17 protein-coding genes are annotated in these 19,956 nt (G+C 70.1%); 12 read left to right on the top strand and 5 right to left on the bottom strand.

All coding sequences use genetic code 11. The features are described 5' to 3' along the window. Positions 1-138: 138 nt before the first annotated feature. A complete protein-coding gene (locus LXT23_RS09285; protein ID WP_253979752.1) occupies positions 139-1,287 on the top strand; it encodes a hypothetical protein in 1,149 nt (382 codons plus the stop codon). Between the two features lie 14 nt (positions 1,288-1,301). Continuing rightward, entirely contained in the window at positions 1,302-2,180 is an 879-nt protein-coding gene (locus tag LXT23_RS09290) for a bile acid:sodium symporter (RefSeq protein ID WP_253979753.1), read from the top strand. A gap of 6 nt (positions 2,181-2,186) precedes the next feature. Here the strand turns inward: LXT23_RS09290 and LXT23_RS09295 are convergent, their stop codons facing one another. The 5 genes from LXT23_RS09295 to LXT23_RS09315 all read right to left on the bottom strand — a co-directional run bounded on the left by LXT23_RS09295 (position 2,187) and on the right by LXT23_RS09315 (position 7,582). After that, the gene (locus tag LXT23_RS09295) at positions 2,187-3,185 is read right to left on the bottom strand and encodes a formylglycine-generating enzyme family protein (RefSeq protein ID WP_253979754.1); all 999 of its coding nucleotides are present in this window, start codon (positions 3,183-3,185) and stop codon (positions 2,187-2,189) included. 192 nt (positions 3,186-3,377) lie between these two features. Further along, a complete protein-coding gene (locus tag LXT23_RS09300) occupies positions 3,378-3,767 on the bottom strand; it encodes a hypothetical protein (protein WP_253979755.1) in 390 nt (129 codons plus the stop codon). Continuing rightward, entirely contained in the window at positions 3,764-4,588 is an 825-nt protein-coding gene (locus LXT23_RS09305) for a DUF2092 domain-containing protein (RefSeq protein WP_253979756.1), read from the bottom strand. Before LXT23_RS09305 ends, LXT23_RS09300 begins: the two co-directional genes overlap by 4 nt. A gap of 110 nt (positions 4,589-4,698) precedes the next feature. After that, on the bottom strand, positions 4,699-6,264 hold the full coding sequence (locus tag LXT23_RS09310) for an arylsulfatase (protein WP_253979757.1): 1,566 nt from the start codon (positions 6,262-6,264) through the stop codon (positions 4,699-4,701). A 253-nt stretch (positions 6,265-6,517) separates the two neighbouring features. Continuing rightward, positions 6,518-7,582 (bottom strand): hypothetical protein, encoded by a 1,065-nt coding sequence (locus LXT23_RS09315; RefSeq protein WP_253979758.1) that lies wholly within the window; start codon positions 7,580-7,582, stop codon positions 6,518-6,520. Positions 7,583-7,797: 215 nt separating this feature from the next. On the opposite strand from LXT23_RS09315, the gene LXT23_RS09320 reads away from it, so the two are divergent. The 10 genes from LXT23_RS09320 to LXT23_RS09365 all read left to right on the top strand — a co-directional run bounded on the left by LXT23_RS09320 (position 7,798) and on the right by LXT23_RS09365 (position 19,950). Further along, positions 7,798-9,543, top strand: a complete 1,746-nt coding sequence (locus LXT23_RS09320; RefSeq protein ID WP_253979759.1) for a SulP family inorganic anion transporter — start codon at positions 7,798-7,800, stop codon at positions 9,541-9,543. 115 nt (positions 9,544-9,658) lie between these two features. Continuing rightward, positions 9,659-10,507, top strand: coding sequence for a peptidoglycan recognition protein family protein (locus LXT23_RS09325; RefSeq protein ID WP_253979760.1), 849 nt, complete (start codon positions 9,659-9,661; stop codon positions 10,505-10,507). A 193-nt stretch (positions 10,508-10,700) separates the two neighbouring features. Further along, on the top strand, positions 10,701-11,528 hold the full coding sequence (locus LXT23_RS09330; RefSeq protein ID WP_253979761.1) for a hypothetical protein: 828 nt from the start codon (positions 10,701-10,703) through the stop codon (positions 11,526-11,528). Positions 11,529-11,654: 126 nt separating this feature from the next. Then, positions 11,655-12,878: a site-specific integrase gene (locus tag LXT23_RS09335; RefSeq protein ID WP_253979762.1), complete on the top strand. Its 1,224-nt coding sequence runs from the start codon at positions 11,655-11,657 to the stop codon at positions 12,876-12,878. A 362-nt stretch (positions 12,879-13,240) separates the two neighbouring features. After that, complete coding sequence (locus LXT23_RS09340) at positions 13,241-13,525, top strand: hypothetical protein (RefSeq protein ID WP_253979763.1); 285 nt, start codon at positions 13,241-13,243, stop codon at positions 13,523-13,525. Between the two features lie 93 nt (positions 13,526-13,618). Next, positions 13,619-16,132 carry a phage/plasmid primase, P4 family gene (locus LXT23_RS50345; RefSeq protein WP_323378853.1) on the top strand — a complete coding sequence of 838 codons (2,514 nt, stop codon included), beginning with the start codon at positions 13,619-13,621 and terminating at the stop codon, positions 16,130-16,132. Positions 16,133-16,754: 622 nt separating this feature from the next. Then, positions 16,755-17,276, top strand: coding sequence for a hypothetical protein (locus tag LXT23_RS09350; protein WP_253979764.1), 522 nt, complete (start codon positions 16,755-16,757; stop codon positions 17,274-17,276). Positions 17,277-17,286: 10 nt separating this feature from the next. Next, entirely contained in the window at positions 17,287-17,634 is a 348-nt protein-coding gene (locus tag LXT23_RS09355; RefSeq protein WP_253979765.1) for a hypothetical protein, read from the top strand. Positions 17,635-17,708: 74 nt separating this feature from the next. After that, positions 17,709-19,583, top strand: coding sequence for a prohead protease/major capsid protein fusion protein (locus tag LXT23_RS09360; RefSeq protein ID WP_253979766.1), 1,875 nt, complete (start codon positions 17,709-17,711; stop codon positions 19,581-19,583). A gap of 193 nt (positions 19,584-19,776) precedes the next feature. Continuing rightward, the gene (locus LXT23_RS09365) at positions 19,777-19,950 is read left to right on the top strand and encodes a hypothetical protein (protein WP_253979767.1); all 174 of its coding nucleotides are present in this window, start codon (positions 19,777-19,779) and stop codon (positions 19,948-19,950) included. Positions 19,951-19,956 lie beyond the last annotated feature (6 nt).

Consider the following 19,956-nt stretch of genomic DNA (forward strand, 5'->3'; position numbering starts at 1 on the left):
CCACGCGAGCCCATGGATGGATGGCTGGATTGTCATTCCTTCAACGAGAGCACACCGTGGACTGGAGGGCGCCCGCGGATGCCCGCCCGGAGCCAGCCCGTTTGGGCTGGCCCCCCGTGACTGACTGGATGCCGGACCATGGACGTGCTCTCCCCACTTCCCGACTTTTCACTCGTGAAGGGGGGGCTGCTCTACAGGGTCGAGCGCACGCTCCACCTCGTCACTCCCCGGTGTTCCGGCAGGCTCCGGTGCACGCTCGCCCTCGTTGCGCTGGCCTGGCTGCCCATCCCCCTGCTCACGCTGCTCCAGGGCGGCGCGGCGCCGCGGGCCCTGTTCTCGGAGCAGCAGGTCCACGCCCAGTTGCTCATCTCGCTGGCGGTGCTCATCGCGGCCGAGCCCTATATCGACGGGCGCATCTCCGAGGCCGTGCGCCAGTTCCTCGCCTCCCGCCTGGTGGGGGTGGGCAGCCGGCCCGCCTTCGCGGACGCCGTGCGCGCGGCGATGCGGTGGCGCGACAGCACTCTGGCCGAAGTCTTCCTGCTGGTTGCCGCCTTCGCGCTCTCACTCGTCTCCCCGACCGACCCCTCCCGGACGTGGATCTTCGACGGGGTGGGGGAGTCTCCATCGCTCGCGGGCTGGTGGTATCTGGCGGTGAGCCAGCCCCTCTTCCGGTTCCTGACGCTGCGCTGGCTGTGGCGCGGCGTGCTCTGGGCCCGCTTCCTGTTTCGCGTGTCGCGGCTGCCACTCACGCTGGTGCCCACGCATCCGGACATGATGGGGGGCCTGGGCTTCCTGGCCATCTGCCAGGCCGGCTTCGCGCCCGTGGTGTTCGCGCTGGCCTTCTCGCTAGCCTCGTACCTCTGGAGGACCGTGCCCCATGGCGTCGTCGGCGCTCCGCTGCCCTACCTGGCTCCCATGGTGGTGCTCGGGGGACTCTCGGCCCTCGTCGTCTACGCGCCCCTGGGCCTGTTCACCCCCCAGCTCGTCAGGGCCAAGCGGCGGGGGGACGTGAGGTTCTCCGCGCTCGCGGCCTGGCACTCGCGGCGCTTCGAGCGGAAGTGGTTTCGCGACGCGGCCGGTGGCGAGCTGCTGGGCGCGCCCGACTTCTCCTCCCTGGCCGACCTGGGAAGCGCCTTCGCCACCGCCCGGAAGATGCGCCTGTTCCCGTTCGACCGGCGCGCGCTGGTGGCCGTCCTGGCGGCGGCGCTCGCGCCGCTGGCCGTCCTGTTGGTGCTGGACCGGGAGTTCCTCGCCGTCATCAAGCAGATCCACGAAGGACTGCCCTGAGAGGGGGAAGGCAAATGCTGAGGTCCATCATCGTCCTCGTGCTGTCCAACATCATCGTCCTGTTCATGTTCTCCGCCGGGCTGGCGGCACGCCCGCGGGAGCTGCGGCAGGTGCTGCGGCGCCCGGCTCTCTACGGGCGGGCCCTGGCCGTGGTGCTGGTGGCGGTGCCGCTCGTGGCGTACGCGCTGGTCCGGCTGCTCAGGCTTCCTCCGGAGGCAGCGGGCGCCATCGCGCTCACCGCCATCTGCCCCGGCGCGCCCCTGGTGGTGAGACAGGCGAAGGCCCTGAACGCGAGCGTCCCCACGGCGCTCAACCTGCTGCTGCTGCTGGTGCTGTGCACCCTGGTCACAGTGCCCCTCTGGGTCTCGGTCCTGGACCGCGTGCTGGGGCTCCAGCTCCAGGCCACGCCCGGCCTGGTGCTGGGCCTCCTGCTGGTGAAGGTCGTCCCGCCGCTGCTGGTGGGGATGGCCATCCACCAGCTGTTTCCCCGCGCGGCGGAGGTGCTGGCCGTGTGGGCCAACCGCCTGTTCAACGTGCTCCTGGTGGCAGTCGCAGTGCTCGTCCTCGTCCGGGCGCCTCCCCGCGTGCGGGAGCTCGGGGTGGCCACGGTGCTGGCGCTGGTGGCGCTCGTGTCCGCCTCGGCCTTCCTGGGGCACTGGGCGGGCGGACCCCGGCTCGAGGACCGCAAGGCCGTGGCCCTGGCCGCCGCCCTCGCGCCCCCGGCGCTGACGATGACCATCATCGTCCAGAGCTACCCGCGCCTGCAGGCGCTGGACGTGGCGTCGGTGGTGGGCGCCATCGTCCTGGTCCGGCTGCTCGCGCTGATTCCCTACAAGGCCTGGGCGAAGCGGCAGGGCCGGCCGGAGCTGCCCGCCGGCAGCGTCCCCACCTGACGGCCGTCACGAGGCCGCGGGGCGCACGATGCAGCGGAAGCCGATGTGGCTGGCGCCGCTGTCCACGGGCTGGGGGGAGCGCGCGGCCGGGCGGTAGCGCCTGCAGTAGTTGGGTGCGCACAGGTGGCTGCCGCCCTTGAGCACCCGGCGGGGGATGTTCACCGCCGGCAGGCCGGGGTCTCGACTGCCGTCCGGCTGGGGAGGGCCGCGCGGGTTGACGGGGATGCAGCACGCCTTGCCCTTGTTGCCGGTGTGGCGCGCCTGGAACCAGTCCGTGGTCCACTCCCACACGTTGCCCGCCATCTCGTGCAGGCCGTAGCCGTTGGGTGGGAAGCTGCCCACGGGGCAGGTGCCCTCGAAGTCGTCCTCGCGCAGGTTCTGCCAGGGGAACTCGCCCTGCCAGGTGTTGGCCAGGTGCTTGCCGCCGGGAGTGAGCTCGTCCCCCCAGCAGAACTCCTTGCGGTCCATCCCGCCTCGCGCGGCCTTCTCCCACTCGGCCTCGGTGGGCAGCGCCTTGCCGGCCCACTTCGCATAGGCCTCCGCGTCCTCGTAGGCGAGGTGCACCACGGGGTGCCTGCCGCGGCCCTTGAGGTGGCTGCCGGGCCCCTCCGGGTGCCTCCAGCACGCGCCCGGCACGTAGGCCCACCAGTGGGAGATGTCCCGCAGGTCCACGGGGCCGGGGGCCTTGCGGAAGACGAGCGAGCCGGGCACCAGCAGCTCCGGGCGCGCGCCGGGGTAGTCCGCGGGGTTCAGCGGGCGCTCGGCCACGGTGACATAGCGGGTGGCGTCCACGAAGCGGGCGAACTGCATGTTCGTCACGGTGAAGCGGTCCATCCAGAAGCCGGAGACCGTCACCTGGTGGGCGGGCGCCTCCTCGGGGTAGTGGTGGTCCGAGCCCCTCCAGTAGGTGCCGCCGGGAATCCACACCATGTCCGGGAAGGGCGCGTCTGCGGCCGGGGGCTCCGGCTCACGGCTCACGGCCTCATCTCTGAAGTGGGTGCTCATGCCTCGGCTCCTGGGGCGGGTGGGGCGGACGTGGAGTCCAGCCGAGGCAAGCTGAGCCGGGCCCGGGTCCGGGGACACCAGCCCGCGCATGCGAGGGGGCCGTCAGGCACCGGTCATGGGGGCCGGACGCGCGGGAGGGCTCGCCGGGCGCGAGGTGCCACGCCCGGGCCGCCCCCCGCGCTGACGCGGGGGCTACTCGACGACGTAGACGAGGGTCTCCCCCTGGTAATAGGGGCGGTAGCGGACCGCGCCGCACTGCTGGTAGGTGACGGCGCCCACCGTCACGGCGGCGCAGCCGGCCGGGAGCGCCGTGACGTAGCGCGCGCTCGGGGGAACCGCCACCACGGCCGTGCTCGTGCTGCCGGCGTCGTGGATGGCCGCCTGCCGCCTGGACGTGCGCCGCGAGGTGCGCCGCGCCACCCTGCGCTCCGTGCCGTAGGGCTGGGCTACCGCCGGCCCGGGATACAGGGGCACCAGGGGCAGCCACAGCTGCTCCGGCAACTCCAGCACTCCCGCCGCGGCAATCAGCGCCAGCCACACTCCCGCCACCCGTCGACGGGCCCTGCGTGCCGTCGTCGTCATTTCGCACCTCCCTGCGGCTGCGCATCCAACGCGCCCGGAGCGAGGAACGACGCCCGCATCGCGTCGGGAGGGGGTACGAAGCGGAACGTGTCCTGGGTGAGCCGGGGCGACAGGTTCCAGTCGGACAGGTTCACGGAGTACTGCGGGCTGCCGGGCAGGTCCCTGGAGGTGATGACGTACTTGCGCGGCAGGGGCCGCGGGCCGTCCTCGACCCAGAGCTCCCAGTCCACCCCCTCGCTGTTGCGGAACGCGAGATGGTGCACGGGCACGCCGTCCACCACGGCGCGTCCCAGATAGGTCCCGGAGCACACGTCCTCGGTGAGGGCGGCGTAGGGGTTGCCGCGAAGCAGGTCCGCGCCCGGCGCCTCCAGGCCGAGCCGCTCCGCGGCCACGTCGAGGGTGGCGTCCACGGTGGCCGGCGCCGGCGTCGTCGCATAGGCGTTGCTGCGCTCGCCGTAGACGGTGAGCTGCCGGCCGTCGTAGTAGAGCTGGAGCCCGGCCAGGTCCCCCTCGCGGTCCACGCGGAGCCGGTCCGGCCGCTGCATGCGCACGTCCCCCGCGCGGTGGACCTGGACCTTCTGGCCCGACTCGAGCACGACATCCAGCGTCCCCTCGGTGCGGACGGTGAAGTCGCGCTCGGCGGCGAGGAAGTCGCTCATCTGGCGCAGGAGCCGGTCGGCCCGCGGGTCGACCTGCGCGGCCTGCTCCCTGGGTGCTCGCGCCTGCTGCGCATGGCCGAGTGCCGGGGCTGCCGTCGCGAGGAGGGCGAGTGCGAGCCCCCACCTCCCGCCCGGGTTTCGTGAGCCACATCTGCCTGCCATGAGGACCTCCTGCATGCTGGAGAACATCTCAAGACTGGGGATGTCCGGGAGCGGGGAGGAGAGGCAGGCGGACAGGAGGCAGTCACGCACTCCTGTCCGCCCGCGGCGTCTCAATGGACCGCGGGCTGCTCCTCGCTCACGGCCGGAGCGACCTCCTCCTCGGGCGGAGCGGCTGTGGCCAGCTTCTGCTGCCTCTCGCGTGCCTTCTCCAGCGCCTGGCTGATGCTGAAGCTCGCGGGCGTCTGGCGTGGAGGGAACTCATCGAAGGTCTTCAGGAACATGCCGACGAGGGCCTGCGCGGGGACCAGCATGTACGCGTGCTCGGCCATCCACCGGTCGTAGTACATGGATGCGTCGACATCGCCCCGCTCGAAGGGGTCGCTCCGGAGGTTGAAGATCTTCGGGGCGCGCAGCTCCGCGAAGCTCTCCCGCCAGACGCCCAGGCCATGGGCGCGCTGTTCGAGGAAGTGGACCTTCCACACGCTGAAGCGCAGCGCCATCAGGTCGCCGTCATCGCTCCAGTAGAAGAAGGCGCGGCGCGGGTTCTCCTTCACCTCGCCCTTGAGGAAGGGCAGGAGGTTGTAGCCGTCGATGTGGACCTTGAACGTCTTGTTCCCGGCCTTGTGGCCCTTCTTGAGCTTCTCGACGATGTCGGGCTCCCCGGCGGCCGCGAGCAGCGTGGGCAGCATGTCGGTGTGCGAGAACATCTCGTTCGAGAGCGTCCCCGGCTCGATGACTCCTGGCCAGCGGATGACGCAGGGCACGCGCCAGCCGCCCTCGTAGTTGGTGTCCTTCTCGCCGCGGAACGGGGTGCTGCCGCCGTCGGGCCAGCTCATCACCTCGGCGCCGTTGTCGGTCGAGTACATCACGATGGTGTTGTCGGTGATGCCCAGCTCATCGAGCTTGGCGAGCAGCTGGCCGACGTGGCCGTCGTGCTCGACCATGCCGTCCGGGTAAAGCCCCAGGCCCGTCTTCCCCCGCGACTCCTTCCGCAGGTGCGTGAAGATGTGCATGCGGGTGGAGTTGAACCAGATGAAGAAGGGCTTGTCCGCGGCGGTGGCGCGCTCCATGAAGTCGGTGGTCGCCGAGAGGAACTCATCGTCCACCGTCTCCATCCGCTTCTTCGTGAGCGGGCCGGTGTCCTCGATTCGCTGCGTGCCGTCGGGATTGGCCCAGGAGTGCAGCACCCCGCGCGGCCCGAAGCGCTTCCGGAAGGCCGGGTCCTTGGGGTAGTCCGCGTCCTCGGGCTCCTCCTCGGCATTGAGGTGGTAGAGGTTTCCGAAGAACTCGTCGAAGCCGTGCGCGGTGGGGATGAACTCGTCGCGGTCCCCGAGGTGGTTCTTGCCGAACTGGCCGGTGACATAGCCCAGGGGCTTGAGCAGGTCGGCGATGGTCGGGTCTTCAGCCTGGAGGCCCAGCTTCGCGCCCGGCAGTCCCACCTTGGTGAGGCCCGTGCGGATCGGCGACTGGCCGGTGATGAAGGCGGCACGTCCCGCCGTGCAGCTCTGCTGCCCGTACCAGTCTGTGAACCGCGCACCCTCGGCGGCAATGCGGTCGATGTTCGGCGTGCGGTAACCCATCGCCCCCTGGTGGTAGCAGCTCGGGTTGAACCAGCCGATGTCGTCTCCCCAGATGATGAGGATGTTCGGTTGCTTCGTCGCCTGCTTCTTCGCCATGTCGCCTCCGATGCGGCCCCCTGTGCCGGGGAGTGGCCTAATGGTGGAGATGACCGGGGGCTGAAGAGGAGAGGCGGGCGGGCAGGAGGTCGCGGCGACGGCCCGAGCCTGCCCCGCGGTGGAGGCGCGCGGGCAGCCGGATTGCTACTGCCTCGCCATGGCAGCGCGGAGCCGCGCCTTGGGTTGGCGCGAGGTGGGCTTCAGGGGGCGGCGCCGCCAGCCGCGCCTCGCACCGGAGGGCAACTGCCGGGGCTCACCAGATGTAGCGGAGGATGAGCTGGGCGTAGCTGAGCGTCGGATCGCCGGACTCGAGCGGCTGGCCCTCCTCGCCGAGCCCGATGCGGGGCGCGGCGTTCAGGGTGGTCGCGGCGCCCAGGCCCACCTGAAGGTTGGGCCTGCCGGAGTAGTAGACGCCGAGCGCCACCGTGCTCGAGCGCAAGGTCCTGTCGGGCAGGCCCACCTCGGTCTCCTCTCCGGTGGAGAACAGGTACTCGCCGATGAGGGCCACGGGGACACCCAGCGAGGCGAAGTCCGCGGTGAGAGCGGCCGTGAGGTTGACGCGCGCCGCATGCGTCTTCTGGGTGACGCGGGCGCCGGTCGCCACGTCGAAGGGCTCACGCTCGCGCCAGGCGTACTCACCGTTCGCGGAGGCCTGCAGGGAGAAGGTCCGTCCCAGGGCCTGGGCCAGGAAGGCGCCCCCGTTCACCGAGGTCTCCGTCCTTGGCACAAGGATGAACTCGCCAATGCCTCCCTGCACCACGTCCTCGACGGTCAGCAGCGGGTTGTTCAGGATGCCGCGGACGAGCGGGAGGACGGTGACTTCGCTGCCGTCCTGATAGCCGAAGTTGCCGCGAAGCGAGAGCTGCGTTCCGCTGCCCTCGTTGCGCCACACACGCACGATGGCGCCCGCCTGGCCCACCAGCTCCACCGTCGCGCCGTCCACCAGCAGCGAGCGGGCGTTGGCCCCGGTGATGACGGTGCCCCGCGCGAAGCCCGCCACGCCCAGCCAGTCCGTGAAGGCCAGGCCCAGGTCGACCGACTGCTGGACTCCCGTGAGCAGCACGTCCGTCGTGCCCAGCCGGCCCACGGGCAGGTCCGGCACGTCGTAGCGCGCGACACCCTCCCTGAGGCCCACGTGCGTGGTCACGAAGGCGCTCTGCTGGAGGATGGGGAACTGGAAGGTGTGGCCGCCCAGCTGCCTGGCATCGTCGTCGTGACATGCCGTGGCCTTCGTAGCGGTGTTGCCTTCAGCGGAGGACTCATTCCCAGCGGGTGCCCCACCCAGCAGCAGGAGCAGGGTCACAGTGGTCGGTGTCATGGTTGACCAACGTGGGAAGGCCATGCCAGGGCGACCATAGGACCGGAGGCGGTGCCATGCGTCGGCGTCCACCCGTTGTTCCCACCCCCGGGGGCGGGACCTCCCCCCGCTCTTCCCCCGGGCCGCGCGCCGTGTTGCCGCCATGAGGTGCGGGGCTCAGCTTTGCCGTGCGCTGGTGACGGAAGATACGCACCGTCGTACCCGTGGAGGCACGCATGCAGGTGTGGGCGGCGGTGCGTCGTGCGGTTCCAGGATTGCAACAGTTTCGCGGATACCAGAGACAGTGGTTCCAGGCGGACCTGCTCTCCGCGCTCACCATTGGCGCGATGCTCCTCCCCCAGGGGCTCGCGTATGCGCAGATTGTCGGGGTGCGTCCGGCGGCGGGACTGTACGCGGGCGTCGCGGGGATGCTGGCCTATGCGCTGTTCGGCCCCTCGCGGCACCTCATCGTCGGGCCCGAAGCGGGGGCCGCCATCATCACCGCCTCGGCCCTGGGCCTGGTGGCGGCGGGAGCAGACCCGGCGCGCCATGCGTCCCTGGCGGCGCTGCTCGCGCTGATGGTGGGTGTGCTCAGCCTGCTCGGGGGCCTGCTCAAGGCGGGCGCGCTCGCGGACCTGCTGTCCAAGCCCATCCTGGTGGGCTACATCAACGGCGCGGCCCTCATCATCATCGGCAGCCAGCTGGCGCGGCTGTTCGGGCTGGAGCGCAAGGCCGACAGCTTCGCGGGGCAGGTGTACGAGGTGGGCGCGGGCCTCTCGCGGGCCCACGTCCCGACGGTGCTGCTGGGGCTGGGCGCCATCGCGGTGCTGGTGCTGCTACGGCAGGTGCTGCCCCGGGCGCCAGGCCCGCTCGTCCTGGTGGTGCTCACCACGGTGGCGGGAGAGCTGTTCCAGCTCGCGCATGGCGGCGTCAAGGTGGTGGGCGCCATCTCCGCGGCGCCTCCGGCCCTCGGGCTGCCGTCCGTGGGCTTCGGGGACGTGCGGGCCCTGCTGCCGGCCGCCTTCAGCCTGACGCTCGTCAACTACGCCAGCTCTGTGCTCACGGGCCGCATCTTCGCCGACAGGTTCCGCTACCGGCTGGACAGCAACCAGGAGTTTCTCGGGCAGGCCGCCGGCAACCTGGTCAACGCCTTCACCCAGGGCTTCCCGGTGACGGGCAGCGACTCCCGCACCGCCGTCAACGCGACCATGGGCGGCCGCACGCAGCTGGTGGGGGTGCTGGCCTCGGTGGTGGTGCTCGTCTTCGCGCTGTTCCTCACGCCGCTCTTGCGCAGCCTGCCCATGGTGGCGCTGGCGGCCATCGTCATCGTGGCGGCCGTGTATCTGATGGACGTGCGCTCCATCCTCGGGCTGTGGCGCGTGCGGCCCGTGGAGGCGGTGCTGGCGGTGGTGACGCTGGTGGGCGTGCTGGTGCTGGGCATCCTCCAGGGCATCCTCATCGCGGTGGCGCTGGCGCTGGGAGACCTCGTCCGGCGAGCCGCCCGGCCGCACGACGCGGTGCTCGGCAGGAGGGAGGGGATGCTCGGCTACCACGACATCGAGCGGTATGCGGACTCCGAGACGATGCCCGGCCTCATCATCTACCGCTTCGACGCGCCCCTCTTCTTCGCCAACGCGCGCCACCTGCGCGAGGAGGCCCGCGGCCTGGTGGCCAGCGCGCGCGCTCCGGTGCGGTGGTTCGTGCTGGATGCGTCCGCCGTGTTCGACCTGGACGTCACCGCGGCGGAGGGACTGGAGAAGCTGCGGCGGGAGTTCGAGGAGGAAGGGGTGACGCTGGTCATCGCCGAGGCCCGTGCGCCGCTGCGCCGGCTGCTGCGGCGCACGGGGTTGGCGGAGCGGCTGGGGCCGGAGCATCTCCACCCGACGGTGGAGGCGGCGGTGGCGGCCTTCCTGGAGGGACGGGGTGGGGCCGCCGGACCGCCGCCCCGCGACGTCCCGCCCCCGCCTCCCACGGTGCATTGAAGGAAGGCCGGCTGGCGCGCTCCAGCCGCTCGAAGCTCCGGGGACGCAACTTCCAACGTGGAGGGTCGAGAATTCCGGAGGATTTTTCATTTTCTCAATTTCGGAGCCCCCTCCCATGAGCGTCCGCCTTCCCCCTGCGTCCACGACGTCTCGCACCGCGCCGGCAGAGGTCATGCGCGCCGCCGCGCCCGCGCTCACCGCGCCGCCCGCGGGCCTGCGAAAGGGCGACACGGGGCCCAAGGTGAAGCAGCTCCAGGACGCGTTCGTGAAGCTGGGCTACATGACGCGGGCCCAGGTCAACACCGGCTACGGCACCTTCGGCCCCAAGACGGAAGCGGCCGTGAAGAAGTTCCAGGCCGACAAGAAGCTGCCCACCACCGGCTTCTACGGCGACCTGACCCACGCGGCGCTCAAGAAGGCGCTCTCCAGCGGCGGGAAGCCGCCCGTGGGGAATCCTCCGCCGACCTCGGGTGGCAAGTTCCCCAAGCCGCCCGTCATCAGCGCGCCCTCGCCCAACTACAACGACCGAGGCGGCAAGGACATCGACACCATCGTCCTTCACCACACCGCGTCCAACAACGGCGCTGGCGACCTGGCGTGGATGCGCAATCCCAAGAGCCAGGTGTCCGCGCACTACATGGTGGACCGCGACGGGAAGATCTACCAGCTCGTCGGGGACGACAAGCGCGCGTGGCACGCGGGCAAGAGCGAGCTGCATGGCGTGCCCACCGACGTGAACAGCCGCTCCATCGGCATCGAGCTGGTGAATGACGGCAGCGGCAAGACGCCCTTCACCGAGGCGCAGTACAAGGCCCTCACCCAGCTGACCGGCCACCTGAAGCAGAAGTACAACGTGCCCATGAAGAACGTCGTCGGCCACGCCGACGTCGCGGTGCCCAAGGGCCGCAAGAACGACCCGGCGCCCAACTTCGACTGGAACCGGCTGCGCAAGGGCATCTCCTGACCCGTCCCGGGCGCAGGGGGGGCGCGTCCGGTCCGCACGGCGGCCGAGGCTGGCTCGGGCCTGGCGGATGCTCGGGGATGGGTGCTGAGCCAGTGCCCGGCTGCCAGGCCGCCCGGGGTGATTGCTCCTGTCGCGAGGCGTTCGCACGCTTACCCAGGCCCCTCTTCGCGCGAAGGAGGGGAAGGAGCGGCGTGTGAGCCCTGTCGAGGGACTTCGAAACCTGGCCCTGGCCCTGGAGCGCCTCGCCGCGCGAGAGGCCGCGAGCAGCATGGTGCGTGGCGCCGCGGACGGCCTCCGCCAGGAGCTCCCGGAGGTGGACGCGCAGCTGCGCACGCTGCTCTCGGATGTGCTCACCGTCCTGGGACGCCTGGTGCATGAGGCCGCTGAGCACCAGCACCTGGAACCCGCGGCCGCGACGCATGCCCTGGCCGTCGCCGCCACGCAGGGGGCGCTGGAGGTGCTGGAGCGCGAATGGCAGGACGGAGGGATGCCGCTGCACGGCTTCGTGCTGCGCATCAACCAGCTCCTGGACGAGGTGATGGAGTTCGCCCACTCCCGCACCGACGAGATTCGCTCGCCGATGGAGCGCGGCCAGGCCCTCGCGCGGGGCATGGTGAAGGCCGCGGTGGAGGAGCTTCGCGAGTCCATGCCGGCCCTCGAGGCGGACGCACGGAAGCTGGCGCCTCGAGGCGCGGAGGTCGCCAGGAAGGTCGGGGGAGGGTTCATCGAAGGTGCCGTGTCCGGCCTGGAGAAGGACGCCGACGCCCTCGGGCGAATCATGGAGCGGCTGGGCCGCGGCCTGATGGCGGGGCTTCGCGACGAGCTGGCCTCCAGCCCACCTGCCTCACGCGAAGCGCTGACAGCGTCCGTGGAGTCGCTGGTGGAGCGCTCCTCCGCCGCGGCCGTCCGGGGCGCGGCCCGCTCGCTGGCCGCTCACGTGCGTCCCCTCCTGACCGCGGTGGGCACGGGCGGGGCGCTGCTGGCCCTGTCCCTGCTGGCGGTCCGCTGGCGCACCGCCTGACTGGCCCGTCAGTCCCAGACGAACAGCCACTTCACGGCCTTGCCCAGGTGGTGACGTTTAAGAGTGGGGCAGAACGCTGTAGGGTGCGACTTGGCGCCGACTTGGCGCCACCCTTAGCGAGGCGCCATGTCCGAAGCAGCTCCCCCGGAGTACCCATCCCAGCAACGTCAACGCGCCTGGCCAGGCGGTTTCGTTCGGCTCTCGCGTGGGCGCGAAGTGTTCGTGATTGAGCGGCGCGCGGGGAGCGGCAAGCGCTACAAAATCGCGCTCGACGTGCGGACGGAACGGGAGGCGCTCGCCGAACTGGCGCTATTCGAGCGCGACCCGGCCGGCTACCAGACGAGGAAGCAGCAGCGTCGTGAGCGCGCGGCCGACACGGGCGGGATGCGCCTCGACGCGGCGGCGCTCGGCGAGTTCTTCACGGACGCGAGGGCGAAGGTAGCGCGCGGGGAGCTCTCCGTGGGGTACGTGCGCCACGCGCTACAGCCGTACCTCATAGCGTGGGCGGAAGCACTCGGCGGGCGGGAGCTGCGCGCCGTGTCGCTCGCCGAGCTGAACGCGATTCTGGGCCGGTGGACCGGCGCTGGCCCCAAGCGGATTGTCGTGCTGAAGGCGTTCACCGCGTGGGCGCGGAGCAAGGGACGCCTTGCCCAGAAGGATGACCCTACGCTCGGCCTGAAAGTGCCTCCGGTGACAACGCGCCCAATGGAAGCCCGGGCATTCACCGCATCCAAGGTCGAGGCGGTATACGCGGCCCTGCGCAACTACACATTCGCCCCCGGGCACGGGAGCGACGCGCCCGCGAGCGCGCCACGCGTGACGGTGGACATGCAGCCAGTCCGGGACGTGTTCGTTCTCCGTGCGAAATGCGGGATGCACGGCACGGAGATTGACCGACTGGCGCGCGGAGCGGGAACGGTGCGCGTGCTCACAGGGCAAGGGGAGATTGCGGCAACGCTCGTGTTCCCGCACAAGCGCGGCGGTGAGCACGTCGTCAGCGTGGACGCCCAAGCGCTCGCGGCTGCCCAACGGTTGCAGGCACGCGGAAAGGCGCCGGACCCCGTAACCACGTCGCGCGCCGTCGCTCGCGTCATCGCCGAGTACCCGGAGCTGGACGGATTCGCCTTTGAACGGCTGCGGCACACATTCATTACCCTGGGGGCGGCCGGGCGCGTAGTCACCGCAAAGGGCGGGGGCGTGCCGCTCGAGTTGCTAAGCCAAGTGGCGGGGCACACGAGCACGGCGACCACGCGCCGGCACTACCTCGGCACCCATGTCCCGCCGATGGTCGTCCTGCCGTTGCAGCTTGTGAACGAGGACGACCCAAAGCCCGCGCCGACTGCCCCGTAAACGCCTGTAACACCGGTTGTTTTTCGGCGCCGAGATGACAGACATATGTGAGCTGTCCAATCGTCTGGGGCCGAGTATCGCGAATCGGAGACCCGTTGTAGTTGTTGGAGCATGGTCACTCCAACGCCAACCAACACGCCTGAGCAGCGCCCCTCGCGGGGAGGCGCCCGGTACGGAGCGCCGCTGGAGCCGTCCCACCGTGGCACCCTCGCGGCACTCGTGCGGGAGGTCGGCGAGAATGTCGCTCAGGAACGGCTGGGCATCGGCCGTCCCACGTTGGCGCGTGCGCTCGGCGGGCTCGGGCTACGCCGTGGGACGCTCGCGCTCATCCATGACGCGCTGACGAAGCAGGCGGGCCAGCCGTGAGTGACCTGCTCGACGTGGAACAGGCGGCCTCCCGGCTCCGCTGCTCGCGGCGCCGCGTGTTCGAGCTGCTCGCGGCCGGCACGCTCGTACGGGGGCCGAAGTACGGCCGGCGCACCGTCATCACTGCGGAGTCCGTCAACGCGGCACTCGTGCCCACGGAAGCGCTCGTGCTCACCACGACCGAAGCGCCCAAGCGTCGCGCGCCGCGCTCGCTCGTGGCGGACCTGGATGCACTCCGCGAGCAACAGCGCGCGGAATGGAAGACGCGCCGTCCCGCGTGAGACTGAAACGGCGAGAGCGCCGGCCCTTCGCGGGGGTCGGCGCTCTCAAGCACTCGTAGAGTCGAGGTCAAACAAGTGCAGGCACAAAATAACGTGGTCCCCCTTCCGGTTGCAACCCCTCGCACGGAGAAGGCTGCTCTTCTCCTCGCCCGCCTGGGCTGGCACCTCTTGCCGGTGAACTCCGCGCGCACTGACGGGTCCTGCTCGTGCTCCAAGGGCGCCGCGTGCAAGTCGTCTGGGAAACACCCGCGCTTGAACGACTGGGTCGACGAAGCCACGGACGACCTCGACGTCATCAACGGCTGGTTCCGCCAGTGGCCCGACGCGAACCTGGGCGTTGCCACGGGCGAAGCGTCGGGGTTCTTCGTCCTGGACGTGGACCCGGACAAGGGCGGCGCCGACAGCCTCGCGGCGCTCATCGCCGAGCACGGCCCGCTACCGCTCACCACGCACGCGATTACCGGGAGCGGTGGGGCGCACTACCTCTTCAACCTGCCCGCCTACCCGCTGTCGAACTCCGCGTCCCGCATCGGTCGCGGCCTCGACACGCGCGCCAATGGCGGCCAAATCGTCGTGGCGCCTTCCAGGAGCGCGAAAGGTCAGTACCGCTGGGTGCGCCCACCCTGGGAGACTCCGCCCGCTGACGCCCCCGCCTGGCTCCTGGCTGCGCTGTCGCGCGGTCCATCCGCCCCCGCGCCGAGCGAGGAGGCCCGCGGCTACTTCCCGCCCGCGTCCGCCGCCGTGCTGGAGCAGGCCCGCGAGGCGCTGGAGCGCCACGGCCCCGGGCCGGCGCGTGTGAATGGGGAAGGTGGCGGACAGCACACCGTCCAGGCGTGCTCCATCCTGAGCCACGACTTTGCCCTCGACGATGACGAGTGCATGGGACTCCTCCGCGAGTGGAACGAAACGCGTACTCCGCCGTGGAGTGAAGACGAGCTGCGCGAACGACTGGAGCGCGGCCGGCGCTACGGCAAAGCCGCCTACGGGTGCCGGCGCTCCATGGATGCACTCGCGCAGGTGCGCAAGCTCATCGCCGACTGGCAGGCCAACGGGAGCGACGACCCGATGGCGCTCGTGGTCGCCGCTCGCAAGGTGCCCACCGACGACAACGCGGTGCGCTCGCTCATCGCTCGGGAGCTCAGAGCCGCAACGGGTATCGGCCTGCGGGAGCTGGACTTGCCCCCCGCCGTGGACAGGGAGGAAGCAGCGGCGCGAGCCGAGCGGCAACGCGCATACGAGGACGGGAGCGATGCCGCGTTGATTGACCCTTCCGCGCCGCTCGACGTGGCCCGGCGCTTCCTGGCGTCTGGCGCGGACGCGGAAGGAATGCCCGCGCTCAGGCGCTGGCAGGGTGCATTCTTCAAGGCGCAAGGCTCGCACTACGCACCCTGCACGGACGAAGCGGTGAGGGCCGACCTCTACCGGTTCACGGATGGCAAGCGCAACCTTGTTACGAATGCACCTGTGAAGCCGGACAGGCAGCTTGTGGAGACGGTCGCCCACGCGGCCACGGCGGCAGCCGCCCTGGACGCACGCACCGCGCCCGCGTGGATTCGCAAGGTGGACGGCGACCACGAGCCGGCCGAAATCGTTGCCTTCCCTAACGGCCTGCTCCACGTCCCCACGCGCACCTTCCGCCCGCCGACGCGGCGCCTGTTCAACCTCAACGCGCTGAGCTTCGACTATGAGGCGAGCGCCCCCGCGCCTTCCGCCTGGCTCGCGTTCCTCGCGCAAGTCTGGCCCGACGATTCGGAGAGCGTGGAGACGCTGCAGGAGTTCATGGGGCTCGCGCTCACCGGGGACACGTCGTTTCAGAAAATCTTCCTCATGGTGGGCCCCAAGCGCTCGGGGAAAGGCACCATCGCCCGCGTGCTTCAATCCCTGGTGGGCGAGGCCAACCACTCGGCGCCGACGCTTAGCGGGCTCGGGCAACAATTCGGGCTTGAGCCGCTCATCGGGAAGACGCTCGCCGTCATCAGTGACGCGCGGTTGGGCGGACGGGCGGACCTGGGCACCGTGACGGAAAACCTCCTGCGCGTCTCCGGTGAGGACACCATCAGCGTCCCGCGCAAGCACCGGGAAGACTGGAACGTGAAGCTGTCCACGCGATTCCTCATTCTCTCCAACGAAGTCCCGGCGCTGCTGGACCAGAGCGGCGCGCTCGCGTCGCGGTTCGTGGTGCTGCGCATGACGGCGTCTTTCTTCGGGCAGGAGGACCGCGGCCTTACCGCGAGGCTGCTGGCTGAGCTGCCCAGCATCCTGCTTTGGAGCTTGGCGGGCCTGGACCGCCTGCGCGCCCGAGGCTACTTCCGCCAGCCAGCGAGCGGCCAGGAGATGTTCCGCCAGTTGGAGACGTTGGGCAGCCCCGTCAAGGCGTTCGTAGAGGAGTGCTGCGAAGTGAAGCCCGGCGCCACCGTGGCGTGCGCAGACTTGTTCACCGCGTGGTGCCTGCACGCTTCCAGCCAGGGTCGGGAGCATCCGGGGACGGCGCAGATGTTCGGCCGCAACCTGTCGGCCGCGTTCCCTGGGATTGGCACCACGCGCCCGCGTGCGGCGGATGGTTCGCAGGTCCGCCAGTACGCGGGAATCCGGCTCAAGGCTCCATAGACAGCCGCCATGCCGTGGCACCGTGGCCCCTCGGGTGAGCATCCCCGGGGGGCTTTCGCGTTCATGGCGCGTCCGGCCTGAGTCGCAGTGAGTCGCGACACAGACCATTGCAGGCCAGTCAGAAACGAAATTGAAAAGGAGAAGGTGGGTATATTTACTAATATTAATATATACACCCCGCTGAAACGCATACGTAAAGACTTCCCCGGGGCGTGCAGTGCAGTGTGTCGCGTCTCAGTGCGACTCACCCCAACACCGCGCATTGTCATGCATGTGCGCACATAGACATACACCCACCCCCTACATGTAGGTTCTTCCGTCCCACCCCCATACTACGGGTGCCAGAGAGCGCGCTTCCCATCTACTGGGGGTGCGCGAGACGTGTTACCAGGGGGTTACGGGGATGTAGGTGCCCGGCTCACCAGTGCGCCGGCGTGCGCTGGAATGCTCCCCGGTGCGTGCAAACGCCTGGATTGACAGCGGGTTCCGGCTCTGTTCCACGGGTTCCAGGGCGCGTCGGGTGTCGGCTCCCGCGTCGGGCGGAAGCTGCCGGGCCCGAGTAGACGCGTTTGCGATTCCGGGCGATACCAATGACAGCCGCACCGTCAAAGGAGACGCACCGATGAAATTCACTGAGGAAGAGAATGCACAACGCAAGTCCATCATGGCGGGGGCGATGTCCGCCGCGGCATCGCACGCGGCGACGCTGGGAATCGAGCTGACGACGGAGCAGACCGCCCAGGTGATGGAGCGGCTGGGCGCCATCCTGGCCGACCTGCACGCCCACGAGGAGACGGCCGCCCTGGACCTGCTCACGGCCGCCAGTACGTTGCAGGTCATCGGCGAGGTGTTGGGCATCATCCCAACGCCGAGCTCCACGCCGGACCCGGACCCCCTCGCGCTGGGGCTCGAGCTGGCGCACGTGGCCGGCGTCGCCACGGCGAACCTGCTCAAGAGCGGGGGCTATCCGGAGCCGACCGCGATTCAGCGCGGGCAGCTCGTGACTGCGGCGCGGAAGCTTGCGCACCCGCTCATCCGCGACGCGGTCCCGTTCGATGAGGCGTGCGCGGCAATCCAGGAGTTCATGGGCGTGGCCGTGCTGGTGGTGATGGGCCCCGCTCCCGCTCGCGCGCACTTCAACTGAGGGGACGGCCATGCACGTTGACCCCGTCATGTATGAAGCGTTCGCCCGCGAGACGGCGAACATCCTGCGCGAGGACTTGCGCGGCTGGGCGCTGGAGGTGATGCGCTCCGGCTTGAGCTACGCCGCCCGGATGGCTGAGCGGGATAGGTGTCTCCGGGCGGCTGCCGAATTCCTTCCCGACGGCCTGAGCATGTCCGAGCGCGTGCGGCGCCTGCACTCCGCGATGAGCACGATGGCGCGCTCGACGCGGCCGGCGCATCCGGACGGGAGCACGTTGGAAGGTTGCATAGCGCTCGCGCTGCTCGCCCGGGACCGCGTCCCGAACGTGCGGCAGCTGCGCAAAGTGCTGGAGGCTTGAATTTTGGCCGAGTAGTAATTGCAAACAACCCCTGTCATTGATGGGGCATGGCAGACAACACACAAACGCGAGACATGCCGCCCCTGACCGTGCGCGGCTCATTCGTTCCGGGCACGGTGAACAGGGAGGCTCGCACCGTCGAGCTGACCTGGACGACGGGGGCGCGCGTGCTGCGGCACACGTGGAGCGACGGCACCTTTTATGAGGAGCTGTCTTTGGACCCGGCACACGTCCACCTGGACCGGCTCCGCAACGGCGCTCCCTTCCTCGCGGACCACGCGAGCTGGAGCGTTGGCGCCGTGCGCGGAGTGGTGGAGTCCGCGAGCGTGACGGCTGGTGAGGGTCGCGCGCTCGTGCGTTTCGTCCGCGCTGGCGTCGATGAGGAAGCGGACGAGCTGTTCGAGAAAATCGCCGACGGGGTCTGCACGAAAGTATCTGTCGGGTACAGGGTCCACAAGATGGAGAAGGTCGCCGACAGCGACGACGGAACCCCGGTGTATCGGGCCATCTCCTGGACCCCGTATGAGGTGTCGGCCGTGGCCATCGGCGCGGACGACGGCGCCGGCTTCCGGAGCGCATCCCCCGTCCAAACGAATCCCTGTGAAGTCATCACCCGCGGCGACTCGCCGCACGAGGAAACCGCGATGCCCCAGAACAATCCCAGCAACGACATCATCACCGCCGAGAGAACCCGTGCGGCGACCATCACCTCCCTGGTGAGCCGCAACGCGCTTCCCGCCGAGCTGGCGGACAAGCTCATCCGCGAGGGGACGAACATGGACGCGGCGCGTGCCGTCATCCTGGAGGCCCTCGCCACGCGCAGCGACGGGCACGGCGGCCCCGGCCAGGTGCCGAGCGGAGCCGTGGAGCGCGGCAACAGCCACGGCGCCCTCAACGACATGGCGCGGAACATGGGCGCCGCGCTGGCCCAGCGCGTGGGCGTCAAGGCGAACATCCCCGAGGGCGCGGCGCAGTACGCGCGGCTCGGCATCGTGGACATGGCGCGGATGTGCCTGGAGGCGCGCGGAGTCCGTACGTCGCTGATGGGCAAGTCGCAGATCGTCCAGCGGGCCTACTCGACGACCAGTGAGTTCCCCGCGCTGCTGGGCGAGGCGGGCAACCGCTCCCTGATGGACGGTTACGCCGCGTATCCCAGCGGCATCCGGCAGGTCTCCCGCGCGGGCTCGCTGGTGGACTTCCGCGCGAAGTCGCTCCTCAAGCTGAGCGAGGCCCCGGAGCTGCTCAAGGTGAGCGAGCACGGAGAGTACAAGCACGGGTCCATGACCTCCACGAAGGAGAGCTACCGCCTGGAGACGTTCGGCCGCATCTTCTCTCTCACGCGTCAGGCGATCCTGAATGACGACTTGGGAAGCTTTGACATGATCCGGAAGTTCGGCCGTGCGGCGGCGGAGCTGGAGGCGAGCACGCTCGTGGCACTCCTGGTCTCCAACCCGCTCATGTCCGATGGCTTGGCGGTGTTCCACGCCTCGCGCGGCAACCTGGACGCGTCCGGCTCCATCATCTCCGTCGCGTCCATCGGCGAGGCTGTCCGCGCCATGCGGACCCAGAAGTGCCTGGGCTCCAACATCCCCGCGAACATCGCCCCCAAGTTCCTGGTGGTGCCGGCCGCGCTGGAGGTAGTCGCGCTTCAGCACGTCGCGAGCATCAACGCGGCCCAGTCCAGCCACGTGAATCCGTTCGGCGGCACCGGCCGGCTCGAAGTGCTCGTGGATCCTCGTCTCGACGCGGTGAGCGCGACGGCGTGGTACCTGGCCAGCGACCCGAACGAGACGCCGGCCATCGAGCACAGCCACCTCGACGGCCAGAACGGCCCGGAAATCATCGAGCACGTGGGGCACGCCGTGGACGGCACCGCGTGGAAGTGCCGGCTCGACTTCGGCGCGGCCATCATCGACGCGGCCGGGCTCTACAAGAACAACGGCGCGTGATTCGCGCTCCCGGGCGCGGCAGGCTCCGGGCCTGTGATTGAGGTCCGTAGCCTGCCCCGCCCTCCTTCCGGGGGGCATCTCCTTACGGCGCGCGACGGCGCCGCAGTCCCCTCCCTGCCCCCCGGCCGCGCTCGCGCGGTTGTGCATCGGGGAGGGGACGCCGTCGCACTTCCTTTCCCATGGAGCACCACCGATGAAGACAGACGAGACGAAGCAGCTCCCCGTGCAGCGCACCCCGCGAACCTCTGGCGTCGCCCGCGTCGGCGACCGCATCCGCCCCCGAGCTCCCAGCGTTCGCGCGGCGATGCCGCCGGACAGCCAGGCCGACGACGCCGCGCCGCTCACCGACAACAACCCCACGCCGTAATCCCAG

Source organism: Pyxidicoccus xibeiensis (assembly GCF_024198175.1).
Classification (GTDB): Bacteria; Myxococcota; Myxococcia; order Myxococcales; family Myxococcaceae; genus Myxococcus; species Myxococcus xibeiensis.